The sequence below is a fragment of the Streptomyces sp. ICC1 genome (assembly GCF_003287935.1).
Lineage (GTDB): Bacteria > Actinomycetota > Actinomycetes > Streptomycetales > Streptomycetaceae > Streptomyces > Streptomyces tritrimontium.
The window spans coordinates 8055214-8081430 of record NZ_CP030287.1 but is presented as its reverse complement, the minus strand read 5'-3'; the positions used below and the strand labels follow the sequence as shown (position 1 = coordinate 8081430).

General features: G+C 72.7%; 27 protein-coding genes. 16 read left to right on the top strand and 11 right to left on the bottom strand.

The window, feature by feature from the left end:
* Positions 1 to 74: 74 nt before the first annotated feature.
* The 5 genes from DRB96_RS37875 to proC all read left to right on the top strand — a co-directional run bounded on the left by DRB96_RS37875 (position 75) and on the right by proC (position 3639).
* Entirely contained in the window at positions 75 to 377 is a 303-nt protein-coding gene (locus DRB96_RS37875; RefSeq protein WP_112452473.1) for an SH3 domain-containing protein, read from the top strand.
* Between the two features lie 225 nt (positions 378 to 602).
* Positions 603 to 1079, top strand: a complete 477-nt coding sequence (locus DRB96_RS37870; protein ID WP_112454251.1) for a hypothetical protein — start codon at positions 603 to 605, stop codon at positions 1077 to 1079.
* Positions 1080 to 1133: 54 nt separating this feature from the next.
* A complete protein-coding gene (locus DRB96_RS37865) occupies positions 1134 to 1982 on the top strand; it encodes an ABC transporter ATP-binding protein (protein ID WP_112452472.1) in 849 nt (282 codons plus the stop codon).
* Positions 1979 to 2716 carry an ABC transporter permease gene (locus DRB96_RS37860; protein ID WP_112452471.1) on the top strand — a complete coding sequence of 246 codons (738 nt, stop codon included), beginning with the start codon at positions 1979 to 1981 and terminating at the stop codon, positions 2714 to 2716. The genes DRB96_RS37865 and DRB96_RS37860 overlap by 4 nt, the downstream gene beginning before the upstream one ends.
* A 113-nt stretch (positions 2717 to 2829) precedes the next feature.
* A complete protein-coding gene (proC, locus tag DRB96_RS37855; RefSeq protein ID WP_112452470.1) occupies positions 2830 to 3639 on the top strand; it encodes a pyrroline-5-carboxylate reductase in 810 nt (269 codons plus the stop codon).
* A gap of 65 nt (positions 3640 to 3704) precedes the next feature.
* Here proC and trpS read toward each other — a convergent pair whose 3' ends face one another.
* Positions 3705 to 4703, bottom strand: a complete 999-nt coding sequence (trpS, locus tag DRB96_RS37850) for a tryptophan--tRNA ligase (RefSeq protein WP_112452469.1) — start codon at positions 4701 to 4703, stop codon at positions 3705 to 3707.
* A gap of 1089 nt (positions 4704 to 5792) precedes the next feature.
* On the opposite strand from trpS, the gene DRB96_RS37840 reads away from it, so the two are divergent.
* The 4 genes from DRB96_RS37840 (at position 5793) to efeU (ending at position 10080) form a co-directional block, all read left to right on the top strand.
* Positions 5793 to 6581: a heme ABC transporter ATP-binding protein gene (locus DRB96_RS37840; protein WP_239517817.1), complete on the top strand. Its 789-nt coding sequence runs from the start codon at positions 5793 to 5795 to the stop codon at positions 6579 to 6581.
* Between the two features lie 186 nt (positions 6582 to 6767).
* Entirely contained in the window at positions 6768 to 7907 is a 1140-nt protein-coding gene (gene efeO / locus DRB96_RS37835) for an iron uptake system protein EfeO (protein ID WP_112452467.1), read from the top strand.
* 35 nt (positions 7908 to 7942) lie between these two features.
* A complete protein-coding gene (gene efeB, locus DRB96_RS37830; RefSeq protein WP_112452466.1) occupies positions 7943 to 9217 on the top strand; it encodes an iron uptake transporter deferrochelatase/peroxidase subunit in 1275 nt (424 codons plus the stop codon).
* 17 nt (positions 9218 to 9234) lie between these two features.
* Complete coding sequence (efeU, locus tag DRB96_RS37825; protein ID WP_112452465.1) at positions 9235 to 10080, top strand: iron uptake transporter permease EfeU; 846 nt, start codon at positions 9235 to 9237, stop codon at positions 10078 to 10080.
* Between the two features lie 88 nt (positions 10081 to 10168).
* Here efeU and DRB96_RS37820 read toward each other — a convergent pair whose 3' ends face one another.
* The 3 genes from DRB96_RS37820 to glnA form a co-directional block, all read right to left on the bottom strand.
* Entirely contained in the window at positions 10169 to 11062 is an 894-nt protein-coding gene (locus DRB96_RS37820; protein WP_112452464.1) for a PhzF family phenazine biosynthesis isomerase, read from the bottom strand.
* 109 nt (positions 11063 to 11171) lie between these two features.
* A complete protein-coding gene (locus DRB96_RS37815; protein WP_112452463.1) occupies positions 11172 to 11942 on the bottom strand; it encodes an SDR family oxidoreductase in 771 nt (256 codons plus the stop codon).
* Positions 11943 to 12528: 586 nt separating this feature from the next.
* Positions 12529 to 13890 carry a type I glutamate--ammonia ligase gene (glnA, locus tag DRB96_RS37810; RefSeq protein WP_112452462.1) on the bottom strand — a complete coding sequence of 454 codons (1362 nt, stop codon included), beginning with the start codon at positions 13888 to 13890 and terminating at the stop codon, positions 12529 to 12531.
* 172 nt (positions 13891 to 14062) lie between these two features.
* Between glnA and DRB96_RS45465 the strand changes: the two genes are divergently transcribed.
* The 4 genes from DRB96_RS45465 to DRB96_RS37790 all read left to right on the top strand — a co-directional run bounded on the left by DRB96_RS45465 (position 14063) and on the right by DRB96_RS37790 (position 16423).
* A complete protein-coding gene (locus tag DRB96_RS45465; RefSeq protein ID WP_162688878.1) occupies positions 14063 to 14446 on the top strand; it encodes a hypothetical protein in 384 nt (127 codons plus the stop codon).
* Positions 14447 to 14509: 63 nt separating this feature from the next.
* On the top strand, positions 14510 to 15160 hold the full coding sequence (locus tag DRB96_RS45460) for a DUF3105 domain-containing protein (RefSeq protein WP_112452460.1): 651 nt from the start codon (positions 14510 to 14512) through the stop codon (positions 15158 to 15160).
* Entirely contained in the window at positions 15157 to 15855 is a 699-nt protein-coding gene (locus tag DRB96_RS45455) for a DUF305 domain-containing protein (protein WP_239516542.1), read from the top strand. Before DRB96_RS45460 ends, DRB96_RS45455 begins: the two co-directional genes overlap by 4 nt.
* Before the next feature lie 148 nt (positions 15856 to 16003).
* Positions 16004 to 16423 (top strand): CBS domain-containing protein, encoded by a 420-nt coding sequence (locus DRB96_RS37790; RefSeq protein WP_112452459.1) that lies wholly within the window; start codon positions 16004 to 16006, stop codon positions 16421 to 16423.
* Positions 16424 to 16452: 29 nt separating this feature from the next.
* On the opposite strand, the gene DRB96_RS37785 is transcribed toward DRB96_RS37790, so the two are convergent.
* The gene (locus DRB96_RS37785) at positions 16453 to 17361 is read right to left on the bottom strand and encodes an alpha/beta hydrolase (RefSeq protein WP_112452458.1); all 909 of its coding nucleotides are present in this window, start codon (positions 17359 to 17361) and stop codon (positions 16453 to 16455) included.
* The gene (locus tag DRB96_RS37780; protein WP_239516544.1) at positions 17358 to 18071 is read right to left on the bottom strand and encodes a DUF998 domain-containing protein; all 714 of its coding nucleotides are present in this window, start codon (positions 18069 to 18071) and stop codon (positions 17358 to 17360) included. Before DRB96_RS37780 ends, DRB96_RS37785 begins: the two co-directional genes overlap by 4 nt.
* A 190-nt stretch (positions 18072 to 18261) precedes the next feature.
* On the opposite strand from DRB96_RS37780, the gene DRB96_RS43420 reads away from it, so the two are divergent.
* The gene (locus tag DRB96_RS43420; protein ID WP_162689129.1) at positions 18262 to 18651 is read left to right on the top strand and encodes a hypothetical protein; all 390 of its coding nucleotides are present in this window, start codon (positions 18262 to 18264) and stop codon (positions 18649 to 18651) included.
* Between the two features lie 264 nt (positions 18652 to 18915).
* The gene (locus tag DRB96_RS37770; RefSeq protein WP_112452455.1) at positions 18916 to 19671 is read left to right on the top strand and encodes an SIS domain-containing protein; all 756 of its coding nucleotides are present in this window, start codon (positions 18916 to 18918) and stop codon (positions 19669 to 19671) included.
* 70 nt (positions 19672 to 19741) lie between these two features.
* On the opposite strand, the gene DRB96_RS37765 is transcribed toward DRB96_RS37770, so the two are convergent.
* Positions 19742 to 21082 carry a PAS domain-containing protein gene (locus DRB96_RS37765; protein ID WP_112454247.1) on the bottom strand — a complete coding sequence of 447 codons (1341 nt, stop codon included), beginning with the start codon at positions 21080 to 21082 and terminating at the stop codon, positions 19742 to 19744.
* Positions 21083 to 21931: 849 nt separating this feature from the next.
* A complete protein-coding gene (pdxH, locus tag DRB96_RS37755; RefSeq protein ID WP_112454245.1) occupies positions 21932 to 22555 on the bottom strand; it encodes a pyridoxamine 5'-phosphate oxidase in 624 nt (207 codons plus the stop codon).
* Positions 22556 to 22792: 237 nt separating this feature from the next.
* Here pdxH and DRB96_RS37750 point away from each other — a divergent pair, with 237 nt between their 5' ends.
* Positions 22793 to 23905: a citrate synthase 2 gene (locus DRB96_RS37750; protein WP_112452454.1), complete on the top strand. Its 1113-nt coding sequence runs from the start codon at positions 22793 to 22795 to the stop codon at positions 23903 to 23905.
* Between the two features lie 157 nt (positions 23906 to 24062).
* Here DRB96_RS37750 and DRB96_RS37745 read toward each other — a convergent pair whose 3' ends face one another.
* Genes DRB96_RS37745 through DRB96_RS37735 form a run of 3 tightly spaced genes read right to left on the bottom strand, consistent with a single transcriptional unit; the run spans position 24063 to position 25933 of the window.
* A complete protein-coding gene (locus DRB96_RS37745) occupies positions 24063 to 24659 on the bottom strand; it encodes a TetR/AcrR family transcriptional regulator (RefSeq protein ID WP_112454243.1) in 597 nt (198 codons plus the stop codon).
* Entirely contained in the window at positions 24656 to 25384 is a 729-nt protein-coding gene (locus tag DRB96_RS37740) for an enoyl-CoA hydratase family protein (protein ID WP_112452453.1), read from the bottom strand. Before DRB96_RS37740 ends, DRB96_RS37745 begins: the two co-directional genes overlap by 4 nt.
* 36 nt (positions 25385 to 25420) lie before the next feature.
* Positions 25421 to 25933 (bottom strand): hypothetical protein, encoded by a 513-nt coding sequence (locus DRB96_RS37735; RefSeq protein WP_112452452.1) that lies wholly within the window; start codon positions 25931 to 25933, stop codon positions 25421 to 25423.
* Positions 25934 to 26217 lie beyond the last annotated feature (284 nt).

Here is a 26217-nt window from a genome sequence, read left to right as displayed (position 1 = left end):
CCCGTGCGAATCTCCAAGGTCCTGCTACCCTGCGCGAGTTGCGCAGGGCAGCGCCCATGGGGGGAAACCGAGTCATGTCCGTTGAGAACGAATCGAGCCACATCGTCGCCCTGGCCGCGGGGTCCGGCTATCAGACGTTCCCGGTCGCCCCGGGCTACCGGGTGAACGTCCGCAGCGGTCCGGGCACGAACTTCTCGGTCGAGAAGGTCCTGCCCTACGGCGCGAGCGTGACCATCCGCTGCCAGACGCCGGGCGAGCGCGTCAGCGGTCCGTACGGCACCACCGACATCTGGGACTGCATCGGCAACGGCCTCTTCGTCTCGGACGCCTACGTCAAGACCGGCAGCGACGGCTACGTGGCCAACCACTGCGCCTGACGTCCCGCCGCGCCTGACGTCCCGCCGCGCCTGGGGTCCCGACGCGCCTGAGGTCCCGCCGCGCCTGGGGTCCATCCGGGCCATCCGCGCGGTCTGACCCGTGAGACAGCCCGGGCCCGGACCGGCCGGCGGGGGATAATCGCTGGTGTGAGCGACGACCAGCGAGACCAGACCCCCGCCGAGCCGGCCGCCGAGGCCCCTGACCAGGCCCAGGCCCAGGCACCGGTGACCACCGGCCCCGAACCCGAGCCGCTCCGGTTCTTCGGCACCACCTGGGTGAACCACGACGGCGGCTACGGCCTGCGCCGCGTCGGTGTCGCCGCGGGCGCGCTGGCCGCCGCGGTCATCGGAGCCTTCCTGCTCCGCTTCTCCTACGAGGGCCTGGAGATCGGCAACGTCGGCCCGTTCCTCAGCATCTCCGTCGTCGTCCTCTTCGCCATCGCGAGCTCCATCGCCTTCGTCAAGGCCTGGGAGTCCTTCTCCCGCCGCCCCGCTCCCTCCTCCGACGAGGCGGCCCTCAAGGGCCTCAAGGCGATCGGCTTCATCGGCGGCCTCATCGCCTACTTCCTGCGCTGCTTCGTCGAGGCCCCCGGCGAGAAGCTGGCCCGCGCCGAGTACGAGCGCGCCACGGCCGAGTTCGCCCGCCGCCGCAGCTCCCGTACCGGCAACCCGGCCGCCCGCCGCACCAAGCGCAAGAAGTAGGCGCCGGCTCCCCGAGGCTTGCGCCCCGGCACCGCCGGGAGCATTATTCATCACATGATGAATAACGAGGCGGCCGCCACCGCACCAGCCGTGCATGCCCACGGCCTGACCGTCCGCCGCGGCACCGGCCGCAACCCCCGCACCGTCCTCGACGCCCTCGCCTTCGACGTCCCCCGCGGCCGCATCACCGGCCTCCTCGGCCCCTCCGGCTGCGGAAAGTCCACCCTCATGCGCGCCGTCGTCGGCACCCAGGCCCACGTCACCGGCACCCTCGAAGTCCTCGGCCGCCCCGCCGGCCACCCCGAGCTCCGCTCCCGCATCGGCTACGTCACCCAGGCACCCTCCGTCTACGACGACCTCACCGTCCGCCAGAACCTCGACTACTTCGCCGCCATCCTCGACCCCGGCCGCGCCGCCGCGGACCGCCGCCGCGAGACCGTCACCCGCGCCATCGACGACGTCGACCTCGCCAGCCACGCCACCGCCCTCGCCGGCAACCTCTCCGGCGGGCAGCGCAACAGGGTCTCCCTCGCCGTCGCCCTCCTCGGCAGCCCCGAACTCCTCGTCCTCGACGAACCCACCGTCGGCCTCGACCCCGTCCTGCGCCGCGACCTGTGGAACCTCTTCCACGACATCGCCGCCACCCGCGGCGCCACCCTCCTCGTCTCCTCCCACGTCATGGACGAAGCCGAGCGCTGCCACGACCTGCTCCTCATGCGCGAAGGCCGCATCCTCGCCCAGGACACTCCGGACGCACTGCGCGCCCGGACCGACGCCGACACCGTCGAGGAGGGCTTCCTGCGCCTCGTCGACGCGGCCAACGCCAACGCCGCTGCCGCTGCCACCGCCGCTGCCGCCTCCGGCTCCGCTGCCGCCGAAGCCACCCAGGGGAGCACCCGATGAGCACGGCCCGCACCGCCGCCACCGCCGCCCGCGTCCTGCGCCAGCTCCGCCACGACCCCCGCTCGATCGCCCTGATGCTGCTGGTCCCCGTACTCATGCTGATCCTGCTCCGCTACGTCTTCGACGGCAGCCCGCAGACCTTCGACGGCATCGGCGCCAGCCTCCTCGGCATCTTCCCGCTGATCACGATGTTCCTGGTCACCTCCATCGCCACCCTGCGCGAGCGCACCTCCGGCACCCTCGAACGCCTCCTCGCCTTGCCGCTCGGCAAGGGCGACCTCATCGCCGGCTACGCCCTCGCCTTCGGCGCCGTGGCCGTCGTCCAGTCCCTGCTCGCCACCGGCGTCGCCCTCTGGGTCCTCGGCCTCGACGTCGTCGGCTCCCCGTGGCTGCTCCTGCTCGTCGCCCTGCTCGACGCGCTCCTCGGCACCGCGCTCGGCCTCTTCGTCTCCGCCTTCGCCGCGTCCGAGTTCCAGGCCGTCCAGTTCATGCCGGCCGTGATCTTCCCCCAGCTCCTGCTGTGCGGGCTCTTCGCGGCGCGCGACACCATGCAGCCGGTCCTCGAAGGAATCTCCAACGTCCTGCCCATGTCCTACGCGGTCGACGGCATGACCCAGGTCCTCACCCACACCGACATGACCGCCGACTTCGTCCGCGACGCCGTGATCGTCGCCGGGTGCGCCCTGCTCGTCCTCACCCTCGGCGCCGCCACCCTCCGCCGCCGCACCCCCTGACCGCAGTCCGGACACCGCGCCGCCGCTCCCCGCCCGGGTGCGAGGATGACCACGCGGACACCGCACACGCGGCGCGCGTACACGCACCAACAGTTCGGCGAGGTGAATCGGGCATGACCCAGACAGTCGCAGTCCTCGGTACCGGCAAGATCGGCGAGGCCCTGCTCAGCGGAATGATCCGCGGCGGCTGGCCCGCCTCGAAGCTCCTCGTCACCGCCCGCCGCCCCGAGCGCGCGGCCGAGCTCGTCGCCCGCTACGGCGTCGAGGCCGTCTCCAACGCCGAGGCCGCCAAGCGTGCCGACACCCTCATCCTCACCGTGAAGCCGCAGGACATGGGCAAGCTCCTCGAAGAGCTCGCCCCGCACGTCCCCGCCGGCCGCCTGGTCATCAGCGGCGCGGCCGGCGTCCCGACCTCCTTCTTCGAGGAACGGCTCGCCCCCGGCACCCCCGTCGTCCGCGTCATGACGAACACCCCCGCCCTCGTCGACGAGGCCATGTCCGTCATCTCGGCCGGCAGCCACGCCACCGCCGAGCACCTCCTGCACACCGAGGAGATCTTCGGCGGCGTCGGCAAGACCCTGCGCGTCCCCGAGTCCCAGCAGGACGCGGCGACCGCCCTCTCCGGCTCGGGCCCGGCCTACTTCTACTTCCTCGTCGAGGCCATGACCGACGCCGGCATCCTCCTGGGCCTGCCCCGCGCCCAGGCCCACGACCTCATCGTCCAGGCCGCCATCGGCGCCGCCGTGATGCTCCGCGACAGCGGCGAGCACCCGGTCAAGCTCCGCGAGGCCGTCACCTCCCCGGCCGGCACCACCATCAACGCCATCGTGGAACTCGAGAAGCACGGCGTACGGGCCGCCCTGATCGCCGCCCTCGAAGCGGCCCGCGACCGCAGCCGCGAGCTCGCCTCCGGCAACAGCTGACGCCGTGCCGGTACGGGGCCGCGCGCGCGGCCCCGTACCGGCACGGCGCGCGCGGCTCCGCGCCCTCAGGGCTCCAGCAGCCCGATGGCCCGGTACGCCTCGTCGACCACGGGCCGCGCCAGCGCCCGGGCCCGCCCGGCGCCCGCGCGCAGCACCGCCTCCACCGCGCCCGGGTCGGCCGCCAGCTCCGCGTGCCGCGCACGGACCGGCCGCAGCAGCTCCACCACGGCGTCGGCCACGTCCCGCTTGAGCGCCCCGTACCCGGTGTACCCGTCGGCGAGCACGGCCGGCTCGCCCCCGGTGCACGCCGCGAGGACGTCCAGCAGGTTCGCGACCCCCGGCCGCGCCTCCCGGTCGTAGACGACCCCGCCGTCCCCGCTGTCGGTGACGGCCCGCATCACCTTCTTCCGCACGGCCTCGGGCTCGTCGAGCATGAACACCACCCCGGGGCCCGCGTCCCCGGACTTCCCCATCTTCGAGGTGGGCTCCTGCAGGTCCATGACCCGCGCGGCCACCACGGGATGCGTGGCCTTGGGCACGGTGAAGGTGTGCCCGTAGCGCTGGTTGAACCGCACGGCCAGATCCCGGGTCAGCTCCACGTGCTGGCGCTGGTCCTCACCGACCGGCACCTCATCGGTCCGGTAGGCCAGGATGTCGGCGGCCATCAGCACGGGATAGGTGAGCAGCGACAGCCGTACGCCTTCCCCCGAGGCCTGCGCCTTCGCCGCCTTCTCCTTGTACTGCACCATCCGGCGCAGCTCCCCGTCGGAGGCGGTGCACTCCAGCAGGTAGGCCAGCCGCGCGTGCTCGTCCACATGGCTCTGCACGAACAGCGTGCACGTGTCGGGGGTCAGTCCGGCGGCGATGAGCAGCGTCGCCGCCTGCCGACTGAGCCGGCGCACCCGCGCCGGATCGTGCTCGACGGTCAGGGCGTGCAGGTCGACCACGCAGAACAGTGCCTCGTCGGGCTTCTGCTCGGCGGCGACCCACTGCCGCACGGCGCCCAGGTAGTTGCCCAGCGTCAGGTGCCCGGTCGGCTTGACCCCGCTGAAGATCCTCGTCATGTTCCTGTCTCCCTGCTCGTGCCGGTGTGGTCCTCGAAGCCGCCGCGTCGGGCGACCGAGCCACTCCCGGGAGGGAGAAACGAAAACGGCCGCCCCGGGAGGCGGCCGTCGAGCGCATGCGTGCTCGCGTGGATGGTCGGCCGCCGTCAGGCGGCCCACCAGCGAAGGTCGAGCGTGAGCGCACGCGTAGTCATGGGTACGAGCGTAGCGCGGAGGGTGGCCCCACAGCAGGGGTTGACACACCCGTACCCGATCCGTAAGGTTCTTCGAGTTGTCCGAAGTGAGCGCCGACCCCGGTCGGTCCCCGGACAGCCATCCCGCACTACACATTTCGAACGAACGATGCACTTTGTCGTCTCGTTTTCATGCGTATTTGCGAATGAGGAATCCGCGTCCACGGACGCAGCCGCCGATTAGGTTCGGGGGCAGGGAATCCGCTACTGTCTCACTCGCCGCAAGGGCCCAACAGCCCGAACGGCAAATCCCACTGACTGGGAGTCAGGCCCGAAAGGATCTGATAGAGTCGGACTCGCCGGAAAGGGAAACGCGAAAGCGAAGAACCGGAAGGCGGAAAACAAGCGAGACTGACTCTGATAGAGTCGGAAACGCAAGAACGAAGGAAGCGCCCGGAGGAAAGCCCCAGTAAACATTACTGAGGGTGAGTACAAAGGAAGCGTCCGTTCCTTGAGAACTCAACAGCGTGCCAAAAATCAACGCCAAAAAGTTGATACCCCGTCCATTTCGGTGGATGAGGTTCCTTTGAAAAAGACCTGTGAGGTCGCGGTTCTGCCGTGTAGATGAACTCAGCCAAGAGAAACCGTCCGGCAGATCGATGGGTGGGCAGATACACCCCATCTTGCCTGACGTCCATCCCCCGGGGGAAACCCGTATGGTCCCGGCGCCCTGACCTGCGCGGCGGCTGGAGGGGACGGACGACCGTGGCCGTCATGGCTTGCCGCCGGGCCGTCCCCGGCCCCCTCGGACGCCCCCGCGGACGGCCCCGGGACGGCCCCGGGGACCGCCCGCCCGGCCCCCGGCGCGCCGCTCGCCGAGGCCGCGGACGTCCACGTACGGCTCGGGCAGCGCGAGGTGCTCGCCGGGATCGGGCTGACCGTGCGCGCCGGCGAGGTGCTGGCCCTGGTCGGACCGAACGGCGCGGGCAAGTCGACCCTGCTCGCGGCGCTCTCCGCGGACCTGCCGGCCTCCTCCGGGGTGGTCCGGATCGACGGGCGTCCGGTGGGCGACTGGTCGGCCCCCGATCTCGCCCTGCGCCGGGCGGTGCTCCCCCAGTCGGCCGCACTGTCCTTCCCCTTTCCGGTGGAAGACGTCGTACGGATGGGCCGCGCCCCCTGGGCGGGCACCGCGCTGGCCGACGCCGACGAGGAGGCGGTGGCCGCCGCCATGGCCGCCACCGAGGTGACGGACTTCGCGGCCCGGCCCTTCTCGGCGCTCTCCGGCGGCGAGCGGGCCCGGGTCGCGCTGGCCCGCGTACTGGCCCAGCGGGCCCCGCTGCTGCTGCTCGACGAGCCGACCGCGGCGCTGGACCTGCGCCACCAGGAGCTGGTGCTGCGGATCTGCCGCGAGCGGTCGGCGGCCGGCGACGGGGTCGTCGTCGTCCTGCACGACCTCGGGCTGGCGGCGGCGTACGCGGACCGGGTCGCCGTGCTGCACGACGGCCGGATCGCCGCGGACGGAGCGCCCTCGGAGGTGTTCGAGGACGGGCTGCTGAGCCGGGTCTACCGCCAGCCGGTCGAGGTGCTCCCGCATCCCCGCACCGGAGCGCCGCTGGTGGTCCCCGTACGGGACGGCGCCCCTGGTGACAGCGGCCCGAGCCGTTCCGCCGTACGGAATGCCCACTGCGGTTTGACCTCGGCTTGACCTCTGCATGGGGCGGGCATGGGGCCTCCGTGACGGCGCCGTGTCCGGCGCCGGAAGGTGTGGGCCGAATCACTGGACAGGCGGGTACGGGTCAGGTAAGCCTCGGTTAAGTTAGGTCCGCCTCACCGGCCGTACCCACCGATCGGGGCGGCCGTCTGCCGAACGCCAGACTGCCAGGAGCCCCCTATGCGTCCCGCCCGCCTCACCGTCGTCACCGCGGTCGCCGTCGTGGCCGCGCTCTCCGCGGTCACCGGCTGCTCCGAGAAGAGCGACGCGTCCGGCGACGGAGCGGTCCGCGTCAAGGCCTCCGACACCGCCTGCGAGGTCTCCACGAAGGAGTTCCCCGCGGGCAAGGTGGTCTTCGAGGTCGAGAACAAGGGCTCCAAGGTCACCGAGCTCTACGTGCTCTTCCCCGACGACCGCATCGTCGCCGAGCGCGAGAACATCGGCCCCGGCACCAAGGCCTCCATCACCGCCGAGCTCAAGGCGGGCGACTACGAGATCGCCTGCAAGCCCGGCATGAAGGGCGACGGCATCCGCCAGACGGTCAAGGCCACCGGCACCGGCACCGTCGAGAAGCGCAGCCCCGAGGCCGACGCCGCCGTCGCCTCGTACCGCAAGTACGTGCAGGAGCAGGCCGACGAGACCCTCCCCAAGGCCCAGGCCTTCGCGGACGCGGTCAAGGCCGGCGACATCGAGGCCGCGAAGAAGGCGTACTCCCTGTCCCGCATCGGCTGGGAGCGCACCGAGCCGGTCGCCGAGTCCTTCGGCGACATCGACCCGAAGGTCGACGTCCGCGAGGACGGCCTGGAGCCGGGCCAGGAGTGGACCGGCTGGCACAAGCTGGAGAAGTCCCTCTTCGCCGACAACAAGATCGACGACGCGGACAAGAAGCTCGCCGAGACCCTGATCGCCGACCTCACCGAGTGGCAGAAGAAGGTCGGCCAGGCGGAGATCACCCCCACCTCGATCGCGAACGGCGCCAAGGAGCTCCTCGACGAGGTCGCCACCGGCAAGGTGACGGGCGAGGAGGAGCGCTACTCCCACACCGACCTGGTCGACTTCAAGGCCAACGTCGAGGGCGCGGAGAAGGCGTACGAGCTGCTCAAGCCGATCACCTCGAAGACCGACCCCGCGCTCTCCGCCGAACTGGACAAGCAGTTCGCGGCGCTGAACAACCTGCTGGAGAAGTACCGCCCGAACAAGGCCGCGTACGAGTACACCGCGTACGACAAGGTCGGCGAGGCCGAGCGCAAGGAGCTCTCCGACGCGGTCAACGCGCTGGCCGAGCCGCTCTCCAAGCTGGCCGCCGCGGCCGCCAAGTAGTTCCGGTGACGGCAGAGCAGGCGGGAGGCCCTGAGATGAGCGAATCAACGTCCGAGCAGGAACAGGAACAGGAGCAGGACAAGGGCGCGCCCTCGCGCCGTGCCGTCCTCGGCTGGGGCGGCGCGGGCCTCGCGCTCGGCGCCGCCGCGGCCGGCGGTACGGCCGCGGTGCTGGCCTCGGGCTCCGACATGGTCTCGGCGGCCTCCGCAGGCGCGGCCGTGCCCTTCCACGGCGAGCACCAGGCCGGCATCGCCAGCGCCGTCCAGGACCGCCTGCACTTCGCCGCCTTCGACGTGAAGACGAAGGACCGCGGCGAACTGGTCCGGCTCCTCAAGGACTGGACCGAGGCGGCCCGGCTGATGACGGCCGGCCACCCCGTCGGCGAGGGCGGCTACGGCGGCCACCCGCAGGCCCCGCCGGACGACACGGGCGAGGCGCTGGGCCTGAAGGCCTCCCGCCTGACCCTGACCGTCGGGTTCGGTCCCGGACTGTTCGCCAAGGGCCGCTTCGGGCTGGAGGGCAAGCGCCCCGATGCCCTGGTGGACCTGGAGCTCTTCCCCGGCGACAACCTCGACCCGGCCCGCTCGGGCGGCGACCTGTGCGTCCAGGCCTGCGCCGACGACCCGCAGGTCGCGGTGCACGCCATCCGCCAGCTCGCCCGGATCGGCTTCGGCAAGACGGCGGTGCGCTGGTCGCAGTTGGGCTTCGGCAAGACCTCCTCGACCACGCCCGACGAGCAGACCCCGCGCAACATGATGGGCTTCAAGGACGGCACCCGGAACATCGCGGGCACCGACAAGGCCGCCCTGGAGAAGCACGTGTGGGTCGGCGCGGGCGACGGCGGCGACTGGCTTACCGGCGGCTCGTACCTGGTGGCCCGCCGGATCCGGATGAACATCGAGACCTGGGACCGCACCTCGCTGGGCGAGCAGGAGGACATCTTCGGCCGCGACAAGGGCGAGGGTGCTCCCGTCGGCAAGTCCAAGGAGCGCGACGAGCCGTTCCTGAAGGCGATGAAGCCCGAGGCGCACGTCCGCCTCGCGCACCCGGACAGCAACGACGGCGCGACCATCCTGCGCCGCGGCTATTCCTTCACCGACGGCACGGACGGACTGGGCCGGCTCGACGCGGGCCTGTTCTTCCTCGCCTACCAGCGCGACGTCCGCACGGGCTTCGTCCCGATCCAGCGCAAGCTGGCGAAGTCCGACGTCCTCAACGAATACATCCAGCACGTGGGTTCGGCCGTCTTCGCCGTCCCGCCGGGCGTCCGCGACAAGGACGACTGGTGGGGCCGGACGCTGTTCGCGTAGGGACGGGGAGAACCGAAGTGTTCAGCAACTACCTGATCGGGCTGCGCGAGGGGCTGGAAGCCAGCCTCATCGTCTGCATCCTCATCGCGTACCTGGTCAAGACCGGGAACAAGGAGAAGCTGGTGCCCTTGTGGCTGGGCGTCGGCCTGGCCGCCGCCCTGTCGCTCGCCTTCGGCGCCGGCCTCGAATTCGGCACGCAGGAACTGACCTTCAAGGCGCAGGAGGCCATCGGCGGCGCCCTGTCGATCATCGCGGTCGGCCTGGTCACCTGGATGGTCTTCTGGATGAAGCGCACCGCGCGGCACCTGAAGTCCGAGCTCCAGGGCAAGCTCGACGCGGCGCTCGCGATGGGCACCGGCGCGCTGGTGACCACGGCGTTCCTGGCCGTCGGCCGGGAGGGCCTGGAGACCTCGCTGTTCGTGTGGCGCTCGGTGCACGCCGCCGGCGACGGCGCGGGACCGCTGATCGGCGTCCTGCTCGGCATCGGGTCCTCGATCGTGCTGGGCTGGCTGTTCTACCGGGGCGCGCTGAGGATCAACCTGTCGAAGTTCTTCACGTGGACCGGCGGCATGCTGGTCGTGGTCGCCGCGGGGGTGCTCGCGTACGGCGTGCACGACCTGCAGGAGGCCGACTTCGTGCCGGGGCTGGGCAACAAGGCCTTCGACATCAGCGAGACGATCCCGCCGGACAGCTGGTACGGGACCCTGCTGAAGGGCACCGTCAACTTCCAGCCGGACCCGACCGTCCTGCAGGTCGTGGTCTGGGCGCTCTACGTGATCCCGGTGCTCGCGCTGTTCCTGGCGCCGTCGCCCCTGTTCAAGCGGGCCGGGGCCGAGCCGCAGCGGGAGCCGGGCACGTCCTGACCCGGTGATGCCCGTGAAGGCCGCGCGGACCCGTGTCCGCGCGGCCTTCGCCGTACCCGCTGGCGGGCTGAGGGCTACGGGCCGGGGGCTACGGGATCCGCGTGCCGGTGCCGCCCACGCGGACCCGGGAGTCGCCGGAGCGCAGTTCCACCGTCAGGAGGCCGGGCCGGCCCATGTCCTCGCCCTGGTGCAGGGTGAGGACCGCGTCGGCCGGGACCAGGCCGAGCTCGCGCGCGTACGCCCCGAAGGCGGCCGCGGCCGCGCCGGTCGCCGGGTCCTCGACGACGCCGCCGACGGGGAAGGGGTTGCGTACGTGGAACTCCGCCGGGCCCGCCCGGTGGACGAGCTGCACGGTGACGAGGTCGAGGCGCCGCATCAGCGCCGCCAGCCGGTCGAAGTCGTACGCCAGGTCCGCGAGCCGGGCCCGGGTGGCGGCGCCGAGCACGAGGTGGCGGGCTCCGGCGTAGGCGATCCGCGGCGGGAACAGCGGGTCCAGGTCCTCCGCCCGCCAGTCGAGGGCGGCCAGCGCCTCGGCGAGGTCGGCCGGGTCCGCCAGCGCCTCGGTGTGCGGCTCGACGCTGGTCAGGACGGCCCGCAGGCCGCCCTGGCCGCCGGCTTCAGCGGCTTCCCCGTCGCGGGGCTCTCGGGTCACCGACACCGGCACCGTGCCCGCCCGGGTCGCGAAGAGCAGCTCGCCGGGGCCGATCCGCTCGCCCAGCGCCACCGCGGTGGCCACGGTGGCGTGCCCGCAGAAGGGGACCTCCGCCTTCGGGCTGAAGTAGCGGACGGTGAAGGACCGGCCGTCCTCCCCGCCCAGGCCCTCGGGCGGCGCGGTGAGGAAGGCGGTCTCGCTGTAGCCGAGTCCGGCGGCGATCTCCAGCATGGCGGCCTCGTCGAGGCCGGCCGCGTCGAGTACGACACCGGCGGGGTTGCCGCCGGCCGGGTCGGCGGAGAAGGCGGTGTAGCGCAGTACGTCAGTCATGATCGCCTCAACCCCCGCCCCCGGGACCGCATTCCCGGATCCGGGCCGTTTTCGCAGGTCGGGACGGGGTGGATGCGCGGACGGGCCCGCGGGGGCGGGGCGAAACGGGTCAGCCGCGCCCGATGTAGGGCATCGCGCTCGCCATCACGGTGGCGAACTGGACGTTCGCCCCCAGCGGCAGCTCCGCCATGTGCAGCACGGTGCGCGCCACGTCGGCGGCGTCCATCACGGGCTCCACCGCGAGTTGGCCGTTGGCCTGCAGGATCCCGGTCTGCATCCGCTCGGTCATCTCGGTGGCCGCGTTGCCGATGTCGATCTGGCCGCACGCGATCCGGTACGGACGCCCGTCCAGCGACAGCGACTTCGTCAGGCCGGTCATGGCGTGCTTGGTCGCGGTGTAGGCGATCGAGTTCGGCCGCGGCACGTGCGCCGAGATCGATCCGTTGTTGATGATGCGGCCGCCCTGCGGGTCCTGGGCCTTCATCACCCGGAAGGCGGCCTGCGCGCACAGGAACGCCCCGGTGAGGTTGACGTCGACCACCGAGCGCCAGGCCTCGTAGGAGATGTCCTCCAGCGCGACCCCGGCCGGGCCGAAGGTGCCCGCGTTGTTGAAGAGCAGGTCGAGCCGCCCGTGGCGCTCGCGCACGGCCGCGAACAGCGCGGCCACGTCGTCCGGATCGCTCACGTCGGCGCGCACGCACTGCACGTCGGCTTCCGCGCCGGCGGCCCCGGCGGCCTCGGCGGTCTCCTGGAGCGGTTCGATGCGGCGGCCGGCCACGGCCACCGACCATCCGGCGGCGGCCAGGGCGAGGGCCACGGAGCGGCCGATCCCCGATCCGGCGCCGGTCACCACGGCGGTCTTCTTCACACGTGCGTTCATGGGGCCGCAGGGTACGTCACACGGGGCATCCGCCCCGGGACGTTCCGATTGCTGAGAACATGGGGCGGCAGGGGTGCGAAGAAATGACGACATGACTGGAGTTCCGTATGCCGGAGAGAGGCCCCGCGACCGCGCCCTCAAAGGACTCGTCGCCCACGATCCCCTCCCCCAGCCCCCCCGCACCTCTCGCGGTCGCCGCCCCCGCGGCCCGACGCGCTCACGCGCTCCCCCGCGCCCTGACCCTCACCCGCGGCCGCGGCTCCGGCGGGCGTGGCCAGACCCGCCGTCAGCACCAGGGCGACCAGGGCGAGGACACCGCCGGCCGGCCGGGTCCCGCGGCGGGGCAACGGCCCGAGCCGGCCCCGTGCACTGCTCTCAGGCTTCATCCACTCGCTCCTCGTCCGGATCGGCAGAGGGTTCCGCACGCGATCCCGAGGGCGAGCCTGACCCGTGCGGCGTCGATCGAGCACCACACCCGGCCCCAGCGCACCGATTTTCAGTAAATCGGAGTAACGACTCAGGGCCGACGGCTGCACGCCGTCGGCCCTGAGCCCAAACCAAGCCCCAAAGGGCCTCTGACCTGCGGTTACAGCACCGGCATCATCTTGCGGAGTTCGAAGGCCGTGACCTCCGAGCGGTACTCCTCCCACTCCTGCTTCTTGTTGCGGAGGAAGAAGTCGAAGACGTGCTCGCCGAGGGTTTCGGCGACCAGTTCGCTGCGCTCCATCAGGGAGATGGCCTCGCCGAGGTTCTGCGGGAGGGGCTCGATGCCCATCGCGCGGCGCTCGGCGTCCGAGAGGGCCCAGACGTCGTCGTCCGCGCCCGCCGGGAGTTCGTAGCCCTCCTCGATGCCCTTCAGGCCGGCGGCCAGCAGGACGGCGTACGTCAGGTACGGGTTGGCGCCGGAGTCGATCGAGCGGACCTCGACGCGCGAGGAGCCCGTCTTGCCCGGCTTGTACATCGGGACGCGGATCAGGGCCGAGCGGTTGTTGTGGCCCCAGCAGATGTACGAGGGGGCCTCGCCGCCGGAACCGGCGGTGCGCGAGGAGCCGCCCCAGATGCGCTTGTAGGAGTTGACCCACTGGTTGGTGACCGCCGCCGTCTCGGCCGCGTGGCGGAGCAGGCCCGCGATGAAGGAGCGGCCGACCTTGGAGAGCTGGTACTCGGCGCCCGACTCGTAGAAGGCGTTGCGGTCGCCCTCGAAGAGGGAGAGGTGGGTGTGCATGCCCGACCCCGGGTACTCCGAGAAGGGCTTCGGCATGAAGGTGGCCTGGACGCCCTGCTCCAGCGCGACCTGCTTCATGACCAGGCGGAAGGTCATGATGTTGTCGGCCGTCGAGAGGGCGTCGGCGTAGCGCAGGTCGATCTCCTGCTGGCCCGGCGCGCCCTCGTGGTGGCTGAACTCGACCGAGATGCCCATGGATTCGAGCATCGTGATGGCCTGGCGGCGGAAGTCCATGCCGACGTTCTGCGGGGTGTGGTCAAAGTAGCCCGAATTGTCCGCGGGGGTGGGCCGGGTGCCGTCCAGCGGCTTGTCCTTCAGCAGGAAGAACTCGATCTCGGGGTGGGTGTAGAAGGTGAAGCCCAGGTCCGAGGTCTTGTTCAGGATGCGCTTGAGGACGTACCGGGGGTCCGCGTACGAGGGGGATCCGTCGGGCATCAGGATGTCGCAGAACATCCTGGCGGTGCCGGGGGCCTCCGCGCGCCACGGCAGTATCTGGAAGGTGCTCGGGTCCGGCTTGGCGATCATGTCGGACTCGTAGACCCGCGCGAACCCCTCGATCGCCGAGCCGTCGAACCCGATGCCCTCGTCAAAGGCCTGCTCCAGCTCCGCCGGCGCGACCGCGACGGACTTGAGGAAGCCCAGTACATCGGTGAACCACAGGCGCACGAAGCGGATGTCCCGCTCCTCGAGCGTCCGGAGGACGAATTCCTGCTGCTTGTCCATGGCTTCATCCTCGCAGTTCAGGCGGCCTGTGCACCACACTCCGGGGGACCGGGGCACAGTCGGGCCGGCCCAGTATCGCCAGCGGTGGTTTCCGCCAGATTACGCACCCCGCGAAGCCCGTGGCACCCCCGCACTGACCTTGGGCCCGTCATGAGCATTACCATCGGCGCCCATGGGGGGCCATGTGCATGCCGAGCAGGGACGTCGAGGACGTCCGCTGCTCCGGCGTGCCGTCCTCCTGATGGCCTTCGGGGTGCTGGCCGGCGCGGCCTTCCTGTGCGCGCGGCCCGCCGCGGAGCACGCGGCCGGCCACCAGGTCGTCCGCGTCCCCGGTGCGGGGCAGGTCCTGTGCGCGGCACCGCACGACGTGCCCGGCTGTTCCCCGCTCTCACACGTGACCCCCGCGATCCTGCCCGTGCCGCCGTCCGTCGCCCCGGTGGTGGACTCCGGTCCCGCCGGACCCGCCCGGCTCCCCGACTCCACGGGCATGGCCGGGCTGCCGCGGGCGCTCGCGCGCGGCCCCGACCTGTACGCCCTCCAGGTGCTGCGGACCTGACGGATCCGGCTCCGGACGCACGTGCATCTCCTCCACCCCCCTCAGCAGAAGGATTCAGGGCACATGGCCAGCAGGAAGTCCGAGAACAACTCCCGCCAGTCCCGCATAGCCGAAATGCGCCGCGCCGACCAGATGCGCGACCGGCGCAACAAGGCCATCGCGATCACCGCCTCGGCGGCCATCGTCGCCGCGCTGGTCGGCTTCGGCGCCTGGGTGATGATCGGCCAGAAGGAAAAGAAGGACGCCGAGGTGGCGGCCGCGAAGGCCCCGGTCGACGGCGAGCAGACCTGGGACGCGGCGAAGCTGGGCCGCAAGCACGTCGACACCCCGGTGAAGTACGAGATGAACCCGCCCGTCGGCGGCGACCACAGCCCCCGCTGGATGAACTGCAACGGCGACGTCTACAAGAACCCGCTGCCCGAGGTCAACGCGGTCCACTCGCTGGAGCACGGCGCCGTGTGGGTGACGTACAACGAGAAGGCCGACAAGGCCGATGTCGAGAAGCTCGCCGGGACGGTGGCCAAGACCCCGTACACGCTGATGAGCCCGGCCAAGGAGCAGGCCGGCACGATCATGCTCAGCGCGTGGGGCAAGCAGCTGACCGTGGACAAGGCGGACGACCCCCGGGTGGCGCAGTTCTTCACCAAGTACGTGCAGGGCGCGCAGACCCCCGAGCCGGGCGCGGCGTGCACGAACGGGCTGGCCGACAAGTGACCCGCGGGTCCCGGACGTACTGGGTCGCGGGCACGGCCGTCGGCCTGGCGCTGCTGTTCGCGGTGGGGGCCACGGTCGCCACCGCGGGCGGGGCCGATTCCGCGACGCTTCCCCCTGCCCCCGGGCTCTACTCCGCCGACGCCGGCTTCGCCCGGGACATGGCCGTCCACCACCAGCAGGCGGTGGAGATGTCCTTCATCGTGCGCGACCGCACGAAGGACGAGGCGGTGCGCAGCCTCGCCTACGACATAGCCAACACCCAGGCCAATCAGCGCGGCATGCTGATGGGCTGGCTGGACCTGTGGGGACTGCCGAAGGTGGTGGCGGACGAGCCGCCGATGTCGTGGATGGGGACCGGCGGGCACGCCGGCGACCACGCGACGGACGGGAACGGGGCGGACGGGCACGGGATGGGGGACGTCGTCACCAAGCCCGGCGCCCTGATGCCCGGCATGGCCACCAAGGAGGAGCTGGCACGGCTGGGCTCCGCCGAGGGCCGGGACGCCGAGGTCCTCTACCTCCGGCTGATGACCGAGCACCACAAGGGCGGCGTCGCGATGGCCCGGGGGTGCGCCGACCAGTGCACGGCCCCGGCCGAGCGGGCGCTGGCCGAGGGCATGGTTGCGGCGCAGGAGTCGGAGCTCGCCCTGATGGCCGACATGCTGAAGCAGCGCGGGGCCGAGCCCGCGGGCTGAGCCCGGGACACGGCCGTACGGGCATCACCCGTACGGCCGCGTCCGGTGGCTGTCGAGTCGCGTACTCCGAACGGGCGAACGACGATGGGGACGCCGAGGCGGGCGCATCCGCGCCCGGCCGCTACGGCGTGCTCAGGAGGTTGACGCGATGACCACCGCCGGAGAGATCATGCACCCCGGGGCCCAGTGGATCCCCGCCACCGAGACCCTGGACCGGGCGGCTCAGCTGATGAGCCGCCTCAATGTGGGCGCGCTGCCCATCAGCGACGCCGACGAACGGCTCTGCGGCATCCTGACCGACCGCGACATCGTGATCGGCTGTGTGGCCAAGGGGCACGACCCGTCGAAGATCACGGCCGGCGACATGGCCAAGGGCACCCCGCGCTGGATCGACGTGGGCGCGGGCGTCGACGAGGTGCTGGAGGAGATGCAGACCCACCAGATCCGCAGGCTCCCGGTGATCGAGAACAAGCGGCTGGTCGGCATGATCAGCGAGGCCGATCTGGCCAAGCACCTCTCCGACCAGCAGATAGCGGGCTGGACGGAGAAGGTCTACGCGAAGGGCTGAGCGGCCTTTCCCCATGTCCCCGAGGCCGCTCAGGGCTTGCCCTGGAGGTCCCGCCGGGCCCCCGGCCCGGCCGCGTACAGGACCGCCCGCGCCACCTGGTGCGGGCGGTCCAGCATGACCAGGTGTCCGGCCGGCTCCGCGACCGTGAAGCGGGCGCCGAGCCGGTCGGCCAGCTCCGCCTGCCGGGCGAGCCAGTCCAGGCCGGGGCGGCGCGCGCCGGGGTCGTGTCCGGCCAGGACGGTGACGGGCGCGGTCAGCGGGTGCTCCGCGCGCAGCGCGAGCACCTCGGCGGCCGCGTCCGGATAGCGGGAGTTCTCCAGGAGGGCTCCGCGCCAGACCCGGCCGGTCCGGTAGCAGCGGCGTACGAGGTCCCGCGCGGCCGGGTCCGCTCCGCCGGCCCGGGAGGCCCGTACGGCGGCCCGCCGGGCCCACGGCCCCAGCGCTGCGGGCAGTCCGGCGGCGGTCACGGCCCGGCCGAGCGCGCGGGCCGCGGCGGTGCGCACGCCGGCGGGCAGCAGGGCGCGGGGGTGTTCCTCCACGCTGCTGTCGACCAGGACGAGGGCGGCGGTCCGCCCGGGGTACAGCCGGCCGAAGGCCTCGGCGTGGAACCCGGCGATGGAGTGCCCGGCGACGGTGGCGCGCGCGTCGCCCAGGCCCAGCGCGTCCAGCAGCCCGGCGATCCGGTGGGCCTCGCCGGCGGCGCTCGGCGGCCGGTCGGCGGGGGCGCTCAGCCCGTGCCCCGGCCGGTCGAAGCGGATGACGGTGCGGCCGGCGGCGACGAGCAGTGCGGCGACGGGGTCCCAGTCGAACCAGGCCATGGCGAGCCCGGTGCTGAGGACGACGGGGGGCCCGGAGCCTTCGACGACCACGTGCAGCGGGACCCCGCGGGCGGCCGGGACGCGCAGGAACCGGCCGGGAGCGGTCGGGGGCCGGCTCATGTGCGGCGCTCCCGGTGGACGGAGTGGGCGAGCAGGCCCAGCCAGAGGGCCACGAAGAGCACCTGGAGCCGCTGCCCGGCGCCCAGGGCCCAGGTGCCGTGCCCGGCGGTGAACATCGCGATGGAGGCCAGGGTCCAGGCGGTGGCGAGCAGTTCGAGGACGACGAGCGCGGGGCCGAAGCGGGCGAGCGGGGCGAGGCGGCCGTAGCGGCGGGCGGCGACCGTGAGGGCCACGATCCCCACCAGCGCGCCGGTCATGGCGAGACTGCTGCTGATGGCATGGGCCTGATGGGTGGCGGGGACCAGTCCGGCGGTCTCCCGGGCCGCGCATTCGGGGTCCGCGGTCGGCGCGCAGCTCAGCGGCAGCCAGGCGTCGGCGGCGGTGGACGCGCCGAAGAGGGTGACTCCGGCCCAGCCGGCGACGGACCACGGGCGCCGGGAGTCGGGGATCCGGGAGAGGCGTGCCAGGGCGAGGGCGCCGCCGAGGAAGACGAGGAGTCCGGCGGTGAAGTCGGTGGCCCGGAAGAGGCCGCCGAGCGGCTGGTCCTGGGCGGCGAGCTCGCTGACGTAGGTCTCGATGGGGTTGAGCCCGGTGGAGAGGACGACTTCGAGGACCCACGCGGTGTAGGCGGCGGCGCCGAGCCCGATGAGGGCGGCGACGGAGCGGACGCCTGCCGGGGACGGGCCGTTCGGCCTCGGCTGACTGTTCACGGGCTGACCCGACTCCCCTTTTGTGGACATAGTGTGACTAATCCTAAACACGGTGGGACCGGTCCTCCGGTCGGATACCCACCCCGGGTAGGGTTCCCCCATTAACCACCCTGCCCCGCGTACCGAGCGACGAGCTGTCCGGTGGCCCCGGCTGCTGCTGCTCGCCGCTCTGCTGCTGGGCATCGCGGCCATGCACACGCTGGGCCATCCGGATCCCTCCCATGCCATGGAGGACGCGTCCGTCGGCCGCTCCGTTGCCCCGGCTGCCGGACACGGCTCGGCGGAGATGTCCGAAGTGGACACGGCCTCCGCCGTCGTCTCCGCCGCCGCCTTCTCCGGCTCCGTCGCCGCCTCGGTGGCCGCCGCCGAGGCGCCGGGCCCCCACACCGGCATGGACCCCATGTCGGTGTGCGTCGCCGTGCTCGGCACGCTCACCCTGCTGATCCTCGGAGCCGGCCTGATCGGCCCGCGCCGGGCCGCGCCGCTCGGGGGCGCGGCCCGCGCGCCGGGCCGGTCCGGCGGTCCGGACCCGCCTCCGCCCCGCGAACTCCTCACCCTGCTGGCGGTCCTGCGCGTATAGGCCGGGCTCCGTCGTCGCCCCCGCATGCCCGCGGGGCGGCGGCAGACGGTGCCCGCCCGCTCGCACACCGACACCACGAGGTGTTCCGCCATGCGCTCTTCCACGCGCTCCTCCCCCTCCCGCCCCTCTCATTCCGGATGCCCCCGGGCCTTTCGTCCCTTGGATGGACGTTCGTATTGACAGGCCCTTGGTCCAGACCGCACGGTGAGCGGCGGACACGGACTTCACCCTCACCCCACTCCCACCCCGGAAGGCCATCGGCGTATGAGCGAGAGCAAGCTGGCCGGTCAGTTCTTCGACGCCGCGATCGGCCTGTTGGAGCGGGTGCGGGACGAGGAGTCCGGGCGCATCGGCGAGGCCGGCACGGTCATCGCGGACGCCGTCGCCGCCGGGAACAAGCTCTTCGCCTTCGGCGCCGGCCACTCCTCGCTCCCCGCCCAGGACGTCGTGTACCGGGCCGGCGGACTCGCCCTGATGAACTTCCTCGCCGTCCCCGGCACCGCCGGCATCGACGTCATGCCCGCCACCCTCGGCAGCGCCCTGGAGCGCGTCGACGGCCTCGCCGGAGCCGTCCTGGACAGCAGCCCCGCCGGCGACGGCGACGTCCTCGTGATCATCTCCCTCTCCGGGCGCAACGCGCTGCCGGTCGAGATGGCCATGAACGCCCGCGCGATCGGCCTCAAGGTCATCGGCGTGACCTCGGTCGCCTACTCCACCGAGACCAAGTCCCGCCACGTCTCCGGCACCTTCCTCAAGGACCACTGCGACATCGTCCTCGACAGCAAGATCGCGGTCGGCGACGCCGAGCTCACCCTCGACGGCATCGAAGCCCCGTTCGCCCCCGCCTCCACCGTCGTGACCAGCGCGATCATGCAGGCGGTCATGGCCGCCGCGGCCGGCGAGCTCGCCGCCCGCGGAGTCGAGCCCCCGCTGCTGCGCTCGGGCAACGTCGACGGCGGCCACGAGTGGAACGGCCGCGTGATGCAGGAGTACGGCGACCGGATCTTCTTCCGCCATTAGGCCGTCGCTTTCGAATCTTGCCGGGCTCGCTGCGCGGGCGCGGGGCCGGATCGGGCGCGGACGGTCGCTGTCACTGACCGTCCGGCCCCAGTCCCGCGCCCGGACCCGTACCGCCGCCACCCGCCAGGTCCAGGTCCGCCGCGACCCGGGCCGCGACCTCCTCCGCGTACACGGCGTCCGCCCGATCGAAGGCGGCCCGCGAGGGCCCGCGCAGGAACGTCAGGGTCCCCAGGCTCCGCCCCCGGCTGCGCAGCACCGCGCACAGCGCGTGCGCCGCGCCCTCCGGCCAGCGCCGGGCGCGCGCCCAGTCCCCCGCCGCCCCGCCGGGCGGCGCGCTGGCGCGCACCGACCCGTTCCGGTCCAGCGCCTGCAGCGCCGGGTGCCCGGCCTCGTACCGCACGGGGATCGCCCCGGGCTCGGGGAGCCCCGGCAGGCCCGGCGGGGTCGCCGCCCAGCGCAGCAGCCGCCCGCGCCCCGGGTCCGCCACGTCGAGGAGGGCGTGCTCGGCGAAGCCCGCCAGGGCGAACTCCAGCCGTACGGCCGCCGCCTCCGCCGGGTCCTCGCACTCGGCGGCCGCCCGCCCGGCCCGGTACAGCTGATGGGAGCGGAACCGCAGCTGCGCCGTGTCCAGCTGCGCCTTCCGGGCCTCGGTGACGTCCTGGAACAGCAGGGCGACGCCGAGCGGTACGGGCTCCTCCGCGAGCGGCGAGGCCAGGCGCAGGAACCCGCAGCGCCAGCACCGCCGCCGCGCGCCCTCAGGGGTGCGTACGGACACCCACAGCTCCACCGGGGCCGGGGGCGCACCCTCGGCCAGTACGTGCTGCAGGGCCCCTTCCAGCTCCTCCACGCCCTGCGCCAGCAGCTCGCCCAGCGGGCGGCCGAGCAGGACGGTGCGGCCGGAGCCGAAGGCGCGGGCGGCGTGCGCGTTGACGACGGCCGGGCGCAGGTCCACGTCGACGAGGACCACGCCCCAGGAGGCGTCCTCCATCAGCGCCTCGCTCAGGGCGATGGACCGCTCCAGGTCGATCTGCGCGTGCACCTCACTGAAGGCGCAGTACACCCCGGCCGGTTTGCCGTCGGCGCCGGGCACCCCGGCGGACTGGGTCCGTACGAGCACCCGTCCGCCGTCCTTGGTCAGCAGCGCGAACTCGTGCACCTGCCGCCCGGGAACCTCCTGGGCGGCCATGAGTCTGTCCTGTACGTCCTGCGCGTCGGCGGCCCGTACGGCCCACCCCGCGAACCCCTTGCGCCCCACGGCCTCGCCCGCGGACCAGCCCAGGATCCGCTCGGCCTCGCGGTTCCAGTGGGTGATCACGCCGTCGGAGTCGAACGCGCACAGAGCGGCGTCCATCCCGTCGAGCAGCGCTGCGAGCAGATCGTCGGTGGTCTCACTACGTCCGGAAGCAGTCACCTGGGCCCCCTGCAGGTGTTCGCGTGTGCGGCACGTCACAGCATTGAACTCGAACGTGACGCAGCCCACACCCGCTTCCCGCAATCCTCCCGGTTTGTCCCGGCCGCGGGGGTGGCGGTCAGTCGAAGAGCGCCACGCAGAGCACGACGACGGCGATGATCACGACCACGAAGACGGTGGGGGCCACCCATCCCGTACTGGCCCGCAGCCACCGGTCCCGCCGCGCGGCGGCCCGGGCGATGCGCCCCTCCGTCTCCGGATCCCGCTGCCACTCCGGCCCGCGGCACTCGGCCCGGCGCCAACCTCTCCCGCACCGGCCTCCCCCGCGCCCTCCGCGCCGGCGGCTTCCGCGCCGGCCGCGCCGGCTCCGGCGGCCCCCTCCGCGGCCAACACACCCGCCCCGGCCGGTTCCCTCGCGGAGACCGGCTCGGACTCCGCCACCGGTCTGTACACCGGTCCGGCCGCCGCGTGCATCGCCCTCGGCGGCGCCGCCGCCTGGTTCAGCGCCCGCCGCCGCAAGGCCGTCCGCGGCTGAGTCCCGACCTTCGGCGAAATTCACTTGAGGGGCTCCCGCGGGGGTGCCTACAGTGGCGGCACACAGAAGGGAGGTGGTTACCGAAATGTACGGAAACCGGACGCGTGAGGTGGCTGCGGGCTAAAGCGCCCGCTGTCGCACGCACCCAGTGCGGTGCCCGGCGGAGTCGCCGGCGCCAATCCCAAGCAGTCACCCGACCCGCGGGCTCGCCGGTACGTCCGGCCGGCTTCTCCCCACTGCAGGGGGAGAGACCCGAGCCCGCGGGTCGTCTGCGTTCCCGGAGCCTCCCCGGGCCTCCCGTCGGCCCCGCGCCGCTACGGGCAGAGGCGTTCCACCCGCCATTTCCCGGCCTCCAGGACGTACTTCAGGCGGTCGTGCAGGCGGTTCTCGTGGCCCTGCCAGAACTCCACCGCGTCAGGGACCACGCGGATGCCGCCCCACTGCGGCGGCACCGGGACCTGTTCGCCCTCCGGGTAGCGGGCCTCCAGCTCCGCGTAGCGGCGGTCCAGCTCATCGCGCGAGGCGATGACCGCCGACTGCTCGCTCGCCCAGGCGCCCAGCTGCGAGCCGTGCGGGCGGGAGCGGAAGTACGCGGCCGTCTCTTCGCGGCCGATGCGGGAGGCGGTGCCCGTCACGACGACCTGGCGGGCGATCGGATGCCAGGGGAAGAGCAGGGAGACGTACGGGTTCGCGGCGATCTCGCGGCCCTTGCGGGATTCGTGGTTCGTGAAGAAGACGAAGCCCCCCTCGTCGAACTGCTTCAGGAGCACCGTGCGCGAGCTGGGCCGGCCGTCGGGGGTCGCGGTCGAGACGATCATCGCGTTGGGCTCGAAGACGTGCGCCTCGGCGGCGTCCCGGAACCAGCGGGCGAACTGGTCCATCGGCTCCTCGGCGAGGCTCTCCTCGGTGACGAGCTGCGAGCGGTACTGCTTGCGCATGACGGCGGGGTCAAGGTGCTGAGCGTTCACCCGGCCATCCTCCCCCAGCGGACGCGCGACGGGTGTGCCGTATGTCACGCTTCCCCGCGCCTTGGGGAACGGACAAAATCTTGGGGCCGGTCCGACGGTTCCACAGGGGTGACCATCGGCCGTGCCGGGCATCAACGGGGATGACCGCGCCGGACCGCGAATCACGCCGGGAGCCGCGCGTGTTCGCACTATCTGAGGAGCTGCCTGATGTCCGACTTCGTACCCGGGCTCGAGGGAGTCGTCGCGTTCGAAACGGAGATCGCCGAACCCGACAAGGAAGGCGGGTCTCTGCGCTACCGGGGTGTCGACATCGAAGACCTCGTGGGCCACGTCTCCTTCGGGAACGTCTGGGGTCTGCTGGTCGACGGTGCCTTCAACCCCGGCCTGCCGGCCGCCGAGCCCTTCCCGATCCCGGTGCACTCCGGTGACATCCGGGTCGACGTGCAGTCGGCGCTCGCCATGCTCGCCCCCGTGTGGGGCCTGAAACCGCTGCTCGACATCGACGAGCGGACCGCGCGCGACGATCTGGCGCGCGCCGCCGTGATGGCCCTTTCGTACGTCGCCCAGTCCGCCCGCGGCCAGGGCCGGCCGATGGTCCCGCAGAGCGAGATCGACAAGGCCGAGTCCGTGGTCGAGCGGTTCATGATCCGCTGGCGGGGCGAGCCCGACCCGAAGCACGTCAAGGCCGTCGACGCGTACTGGACCTCGGCCGCCGAGCACGGGATGAACGCCTCCACGTTCACCGCGCGGGTGATCGCCTCGACCGGTGCCGATGTCGCTGCCGCGCTGTCGGGTGCGGTCGGCGCGATGTCCGGGCCGCTGCACGGCGGGGCGCCCTCGCGGGTGCTCGGCATGATCGAGGAGATCGAGCGCACCGGCGACGCCGTGGCGTACGTGAAGAAGGCCCTGGACAAGGGCGAGCGGCTGATGGGCTTCGGCCACCGCGTCTACCGCGCCGAGGACCCGCGCGCCCGCGTGCTGCGGCGCACGGCCAAGGAGCTGGACGCCCCGCGCTACGAGGTGGCGGCCGCGCTGGAGAAGGCCGCGCTGGAGGAGCTGCACGCTCGGCGGCCCGACCGGGTGCTCGCGACCAACGTGGAGTTCTGGGCCGCGATCATGCTGGACTTCGCGGAGGTCCCGGCGCACATGTTCACCTCGATGTTCACCTGCGCCCGTACCGCCGGCTGGTCGGCGCACATCCTGGAGCAGAAGCGCACGGGCCGCCTGGTGCGGCCCTCGGCCCGCTACACCGGGCCGGGGCTGCGCAAGCCGAGCGGGATCGAGGGTTACGCCGACATCACCGACCTGACGCGCGGCTGAGGTTTCCTCCTCGGCTGCCACCGCACAGGGCCGCCGGATCGTGGGACTGGGCGCCGCATCCCTCACGGGGTGCGGCGCCCGTCGTCGTCTGTGAGCGTCGTCGTCTGTGAGCGTCGTGGGTGGCTACCGTCGTGGGCCCAGCCTCGCCGGCGTTGTTTCAGGGCCCCGGCGTGAGCACCGCGTCCAGGATGCGGGCCCATTGGGCGACCACGCGGGCCCGGCGGGCGGTGTCGTCGGTGAGGACGTTGGCCAGGCCCAGGCCGCGGGCCATGTCGAGGAGGCCCTGGACGGTCTCCCGGACCCCGGGGACGGACTCGTCGGCGCCGAGGAGCTCGACGGCGATGCGGTGGGTCTCGCGGCCCACGCGGGCTTCGAGCTCGGTGACGCGGGGGCGCAGCTGCTCCTCGTTGGAGGCGGCCACCCACAGCTGGAGGGCGGCCCGGAAGAGCACGCCCGTGTACAGGTCCACGAGGGCTTCGACGACGGTGTGGCGGGCCGCCGGACCGGCCTGGAAGAGCTCGCGCAGGGCGGTGGAGCGTTCCTCGGCCACGTACTCGACAGCCGCGGTGAACAGGTCCTCGCGGGTGGGGAAGTGGTGCTGGGCGGCGCCCCGGGAGACCCCGGCCCGTTCCGCGACGACGGAGACGGTGGAGCCGGCCCAGCCGTGTTCGGCCAGGCAGGAGACGGCCGCCTCCAGGAGGTGGCGGCGGGTGACCCGGCTGCGGGCCTGCTTGGGGCCGTTCGTCGTGGTCACCGGCGCCATGACGGGTCCCGGCGCTCGAAGCGGGCGGTGATGCCCTCGCGGGCCTCGGCCGAGGCGAAATGGCGGGCGGAGAGCTCGGTGAGGGCGGGGCCGTGCCGCTCCAGGGCTTCCCGTACGGGGGCGGTGAGCAGGTGCTTCGTCGCGGCCAGTGCCCGGGGGCCGGCCTTGCGGAGGCCTTCGAGGACGGGGGCGAGGGCCTTGTCCACGTCCTCGCCGTGCAGGGTGAGCAGGCCGATCCGGGTGGCTTCGGGGGCGTCGAAGGCCTCGGCGGTCAGGAAGTAGCGGGCGGCCGCGCGGGGGTCGAGGCGGGGCAGCAGGGGGGCCGAGATGACGGCCGGGACGACGCCGATGTGGGTCTCGGTGAAGGCGTACGTGGACGCGGGGCCGGCGGCGGCGATGTCGCAGGCGCCGAGCAGGCCGAGGCCTCCGGCGCGGACGTGGCCGGTGACGCGGGCGACGACGGGGGTGGCGAGGCCGGTGATCTCGCGGAGCAGGGCGAGGAAGTCGGCCGGGTCGCAGGGGGACTTGAGGTCTGCGCCGGCGCAGAAGGTGTTGCCGGTGTGGGTGAGGACCACGGCCGCGGTGTCCGGGTCGGCGGAAGCGGTGGCGAGGGCTGCGCGCAGGTCTGCGACGAGGGCGGTGGAGAGGGCGTTGCGGTTGGCCGGGGAGTCGAGGGTGAGGGTGGTGACGCCGGTCGCTCGCGCGGCGTGGACCAGGGCGGGCTCTTATACACATGTGACGCTGACGATGAACTAGTCGGAGTGGCCCGGGAAGGCGGGCGAGCGGGCGGCCTGGGATTCCTCGCGCATCGGCTGCGGGGGGACCGAGCGGGCCGCGGGGACCGTGGGCAGCGGCCCCAGGGTCCGGGTGGTGCTGCCCTCGGCCAGCGGCTCGCGCTCGACGGACTCGGCGCTCTGCGCCCGCCGGGCACCGTAGCGCCGGTGGACGGCCTGCTTCGTGACGCCGAGCGCCGAGCCGACCGCGTCCCAGGAGAAGCCGAGCGAGCGGTCGAAGTCCACCGCGGCGGTGACCAGCGTCTCGACGCTGTCCCGCAGTTCCTGCGCGAGGCGGACGGTGGGCGCGGGCGCCCGGCCGTAGACGACGAAGCCCGTGGAGGGACCCGAGCGGCGCGGGCGGTAGACGTTGCCGAGCTGGGCGGTGAGCGTACGCAGAGCATCCACCTGCCGGCGAACCCGCTCGATGTCCCGCACCAGGAGGTGCAGGCTGGCCCGTGCTTGGGCGTCGTGGGTGGCGTGGTCGGCCATGAAGAAGCCTCTCGAACCGGTGCTGAAGAGCGGATAGGGCCGCAGACACCGTTCTGTTTCGCGGCCCGTTTCGGTCAATCTCTTTTGACCAACGCGTCACCGGGCGGGCAGGTCACGCTATGGGGGCGTGTCGGCATATGCGAGGAGCGCGCGGGTGTGCGTACGCCCCCTCGGGCGAACGCCGCCTCGCAGGTGGGGCGGTGGGCGGACAGACCCTAGTGCTGTGACCGGAAAGGTCCACCGGGTCGCGGCGCCCGGCACGGCACCTCGCCGCGTTGTCGGAC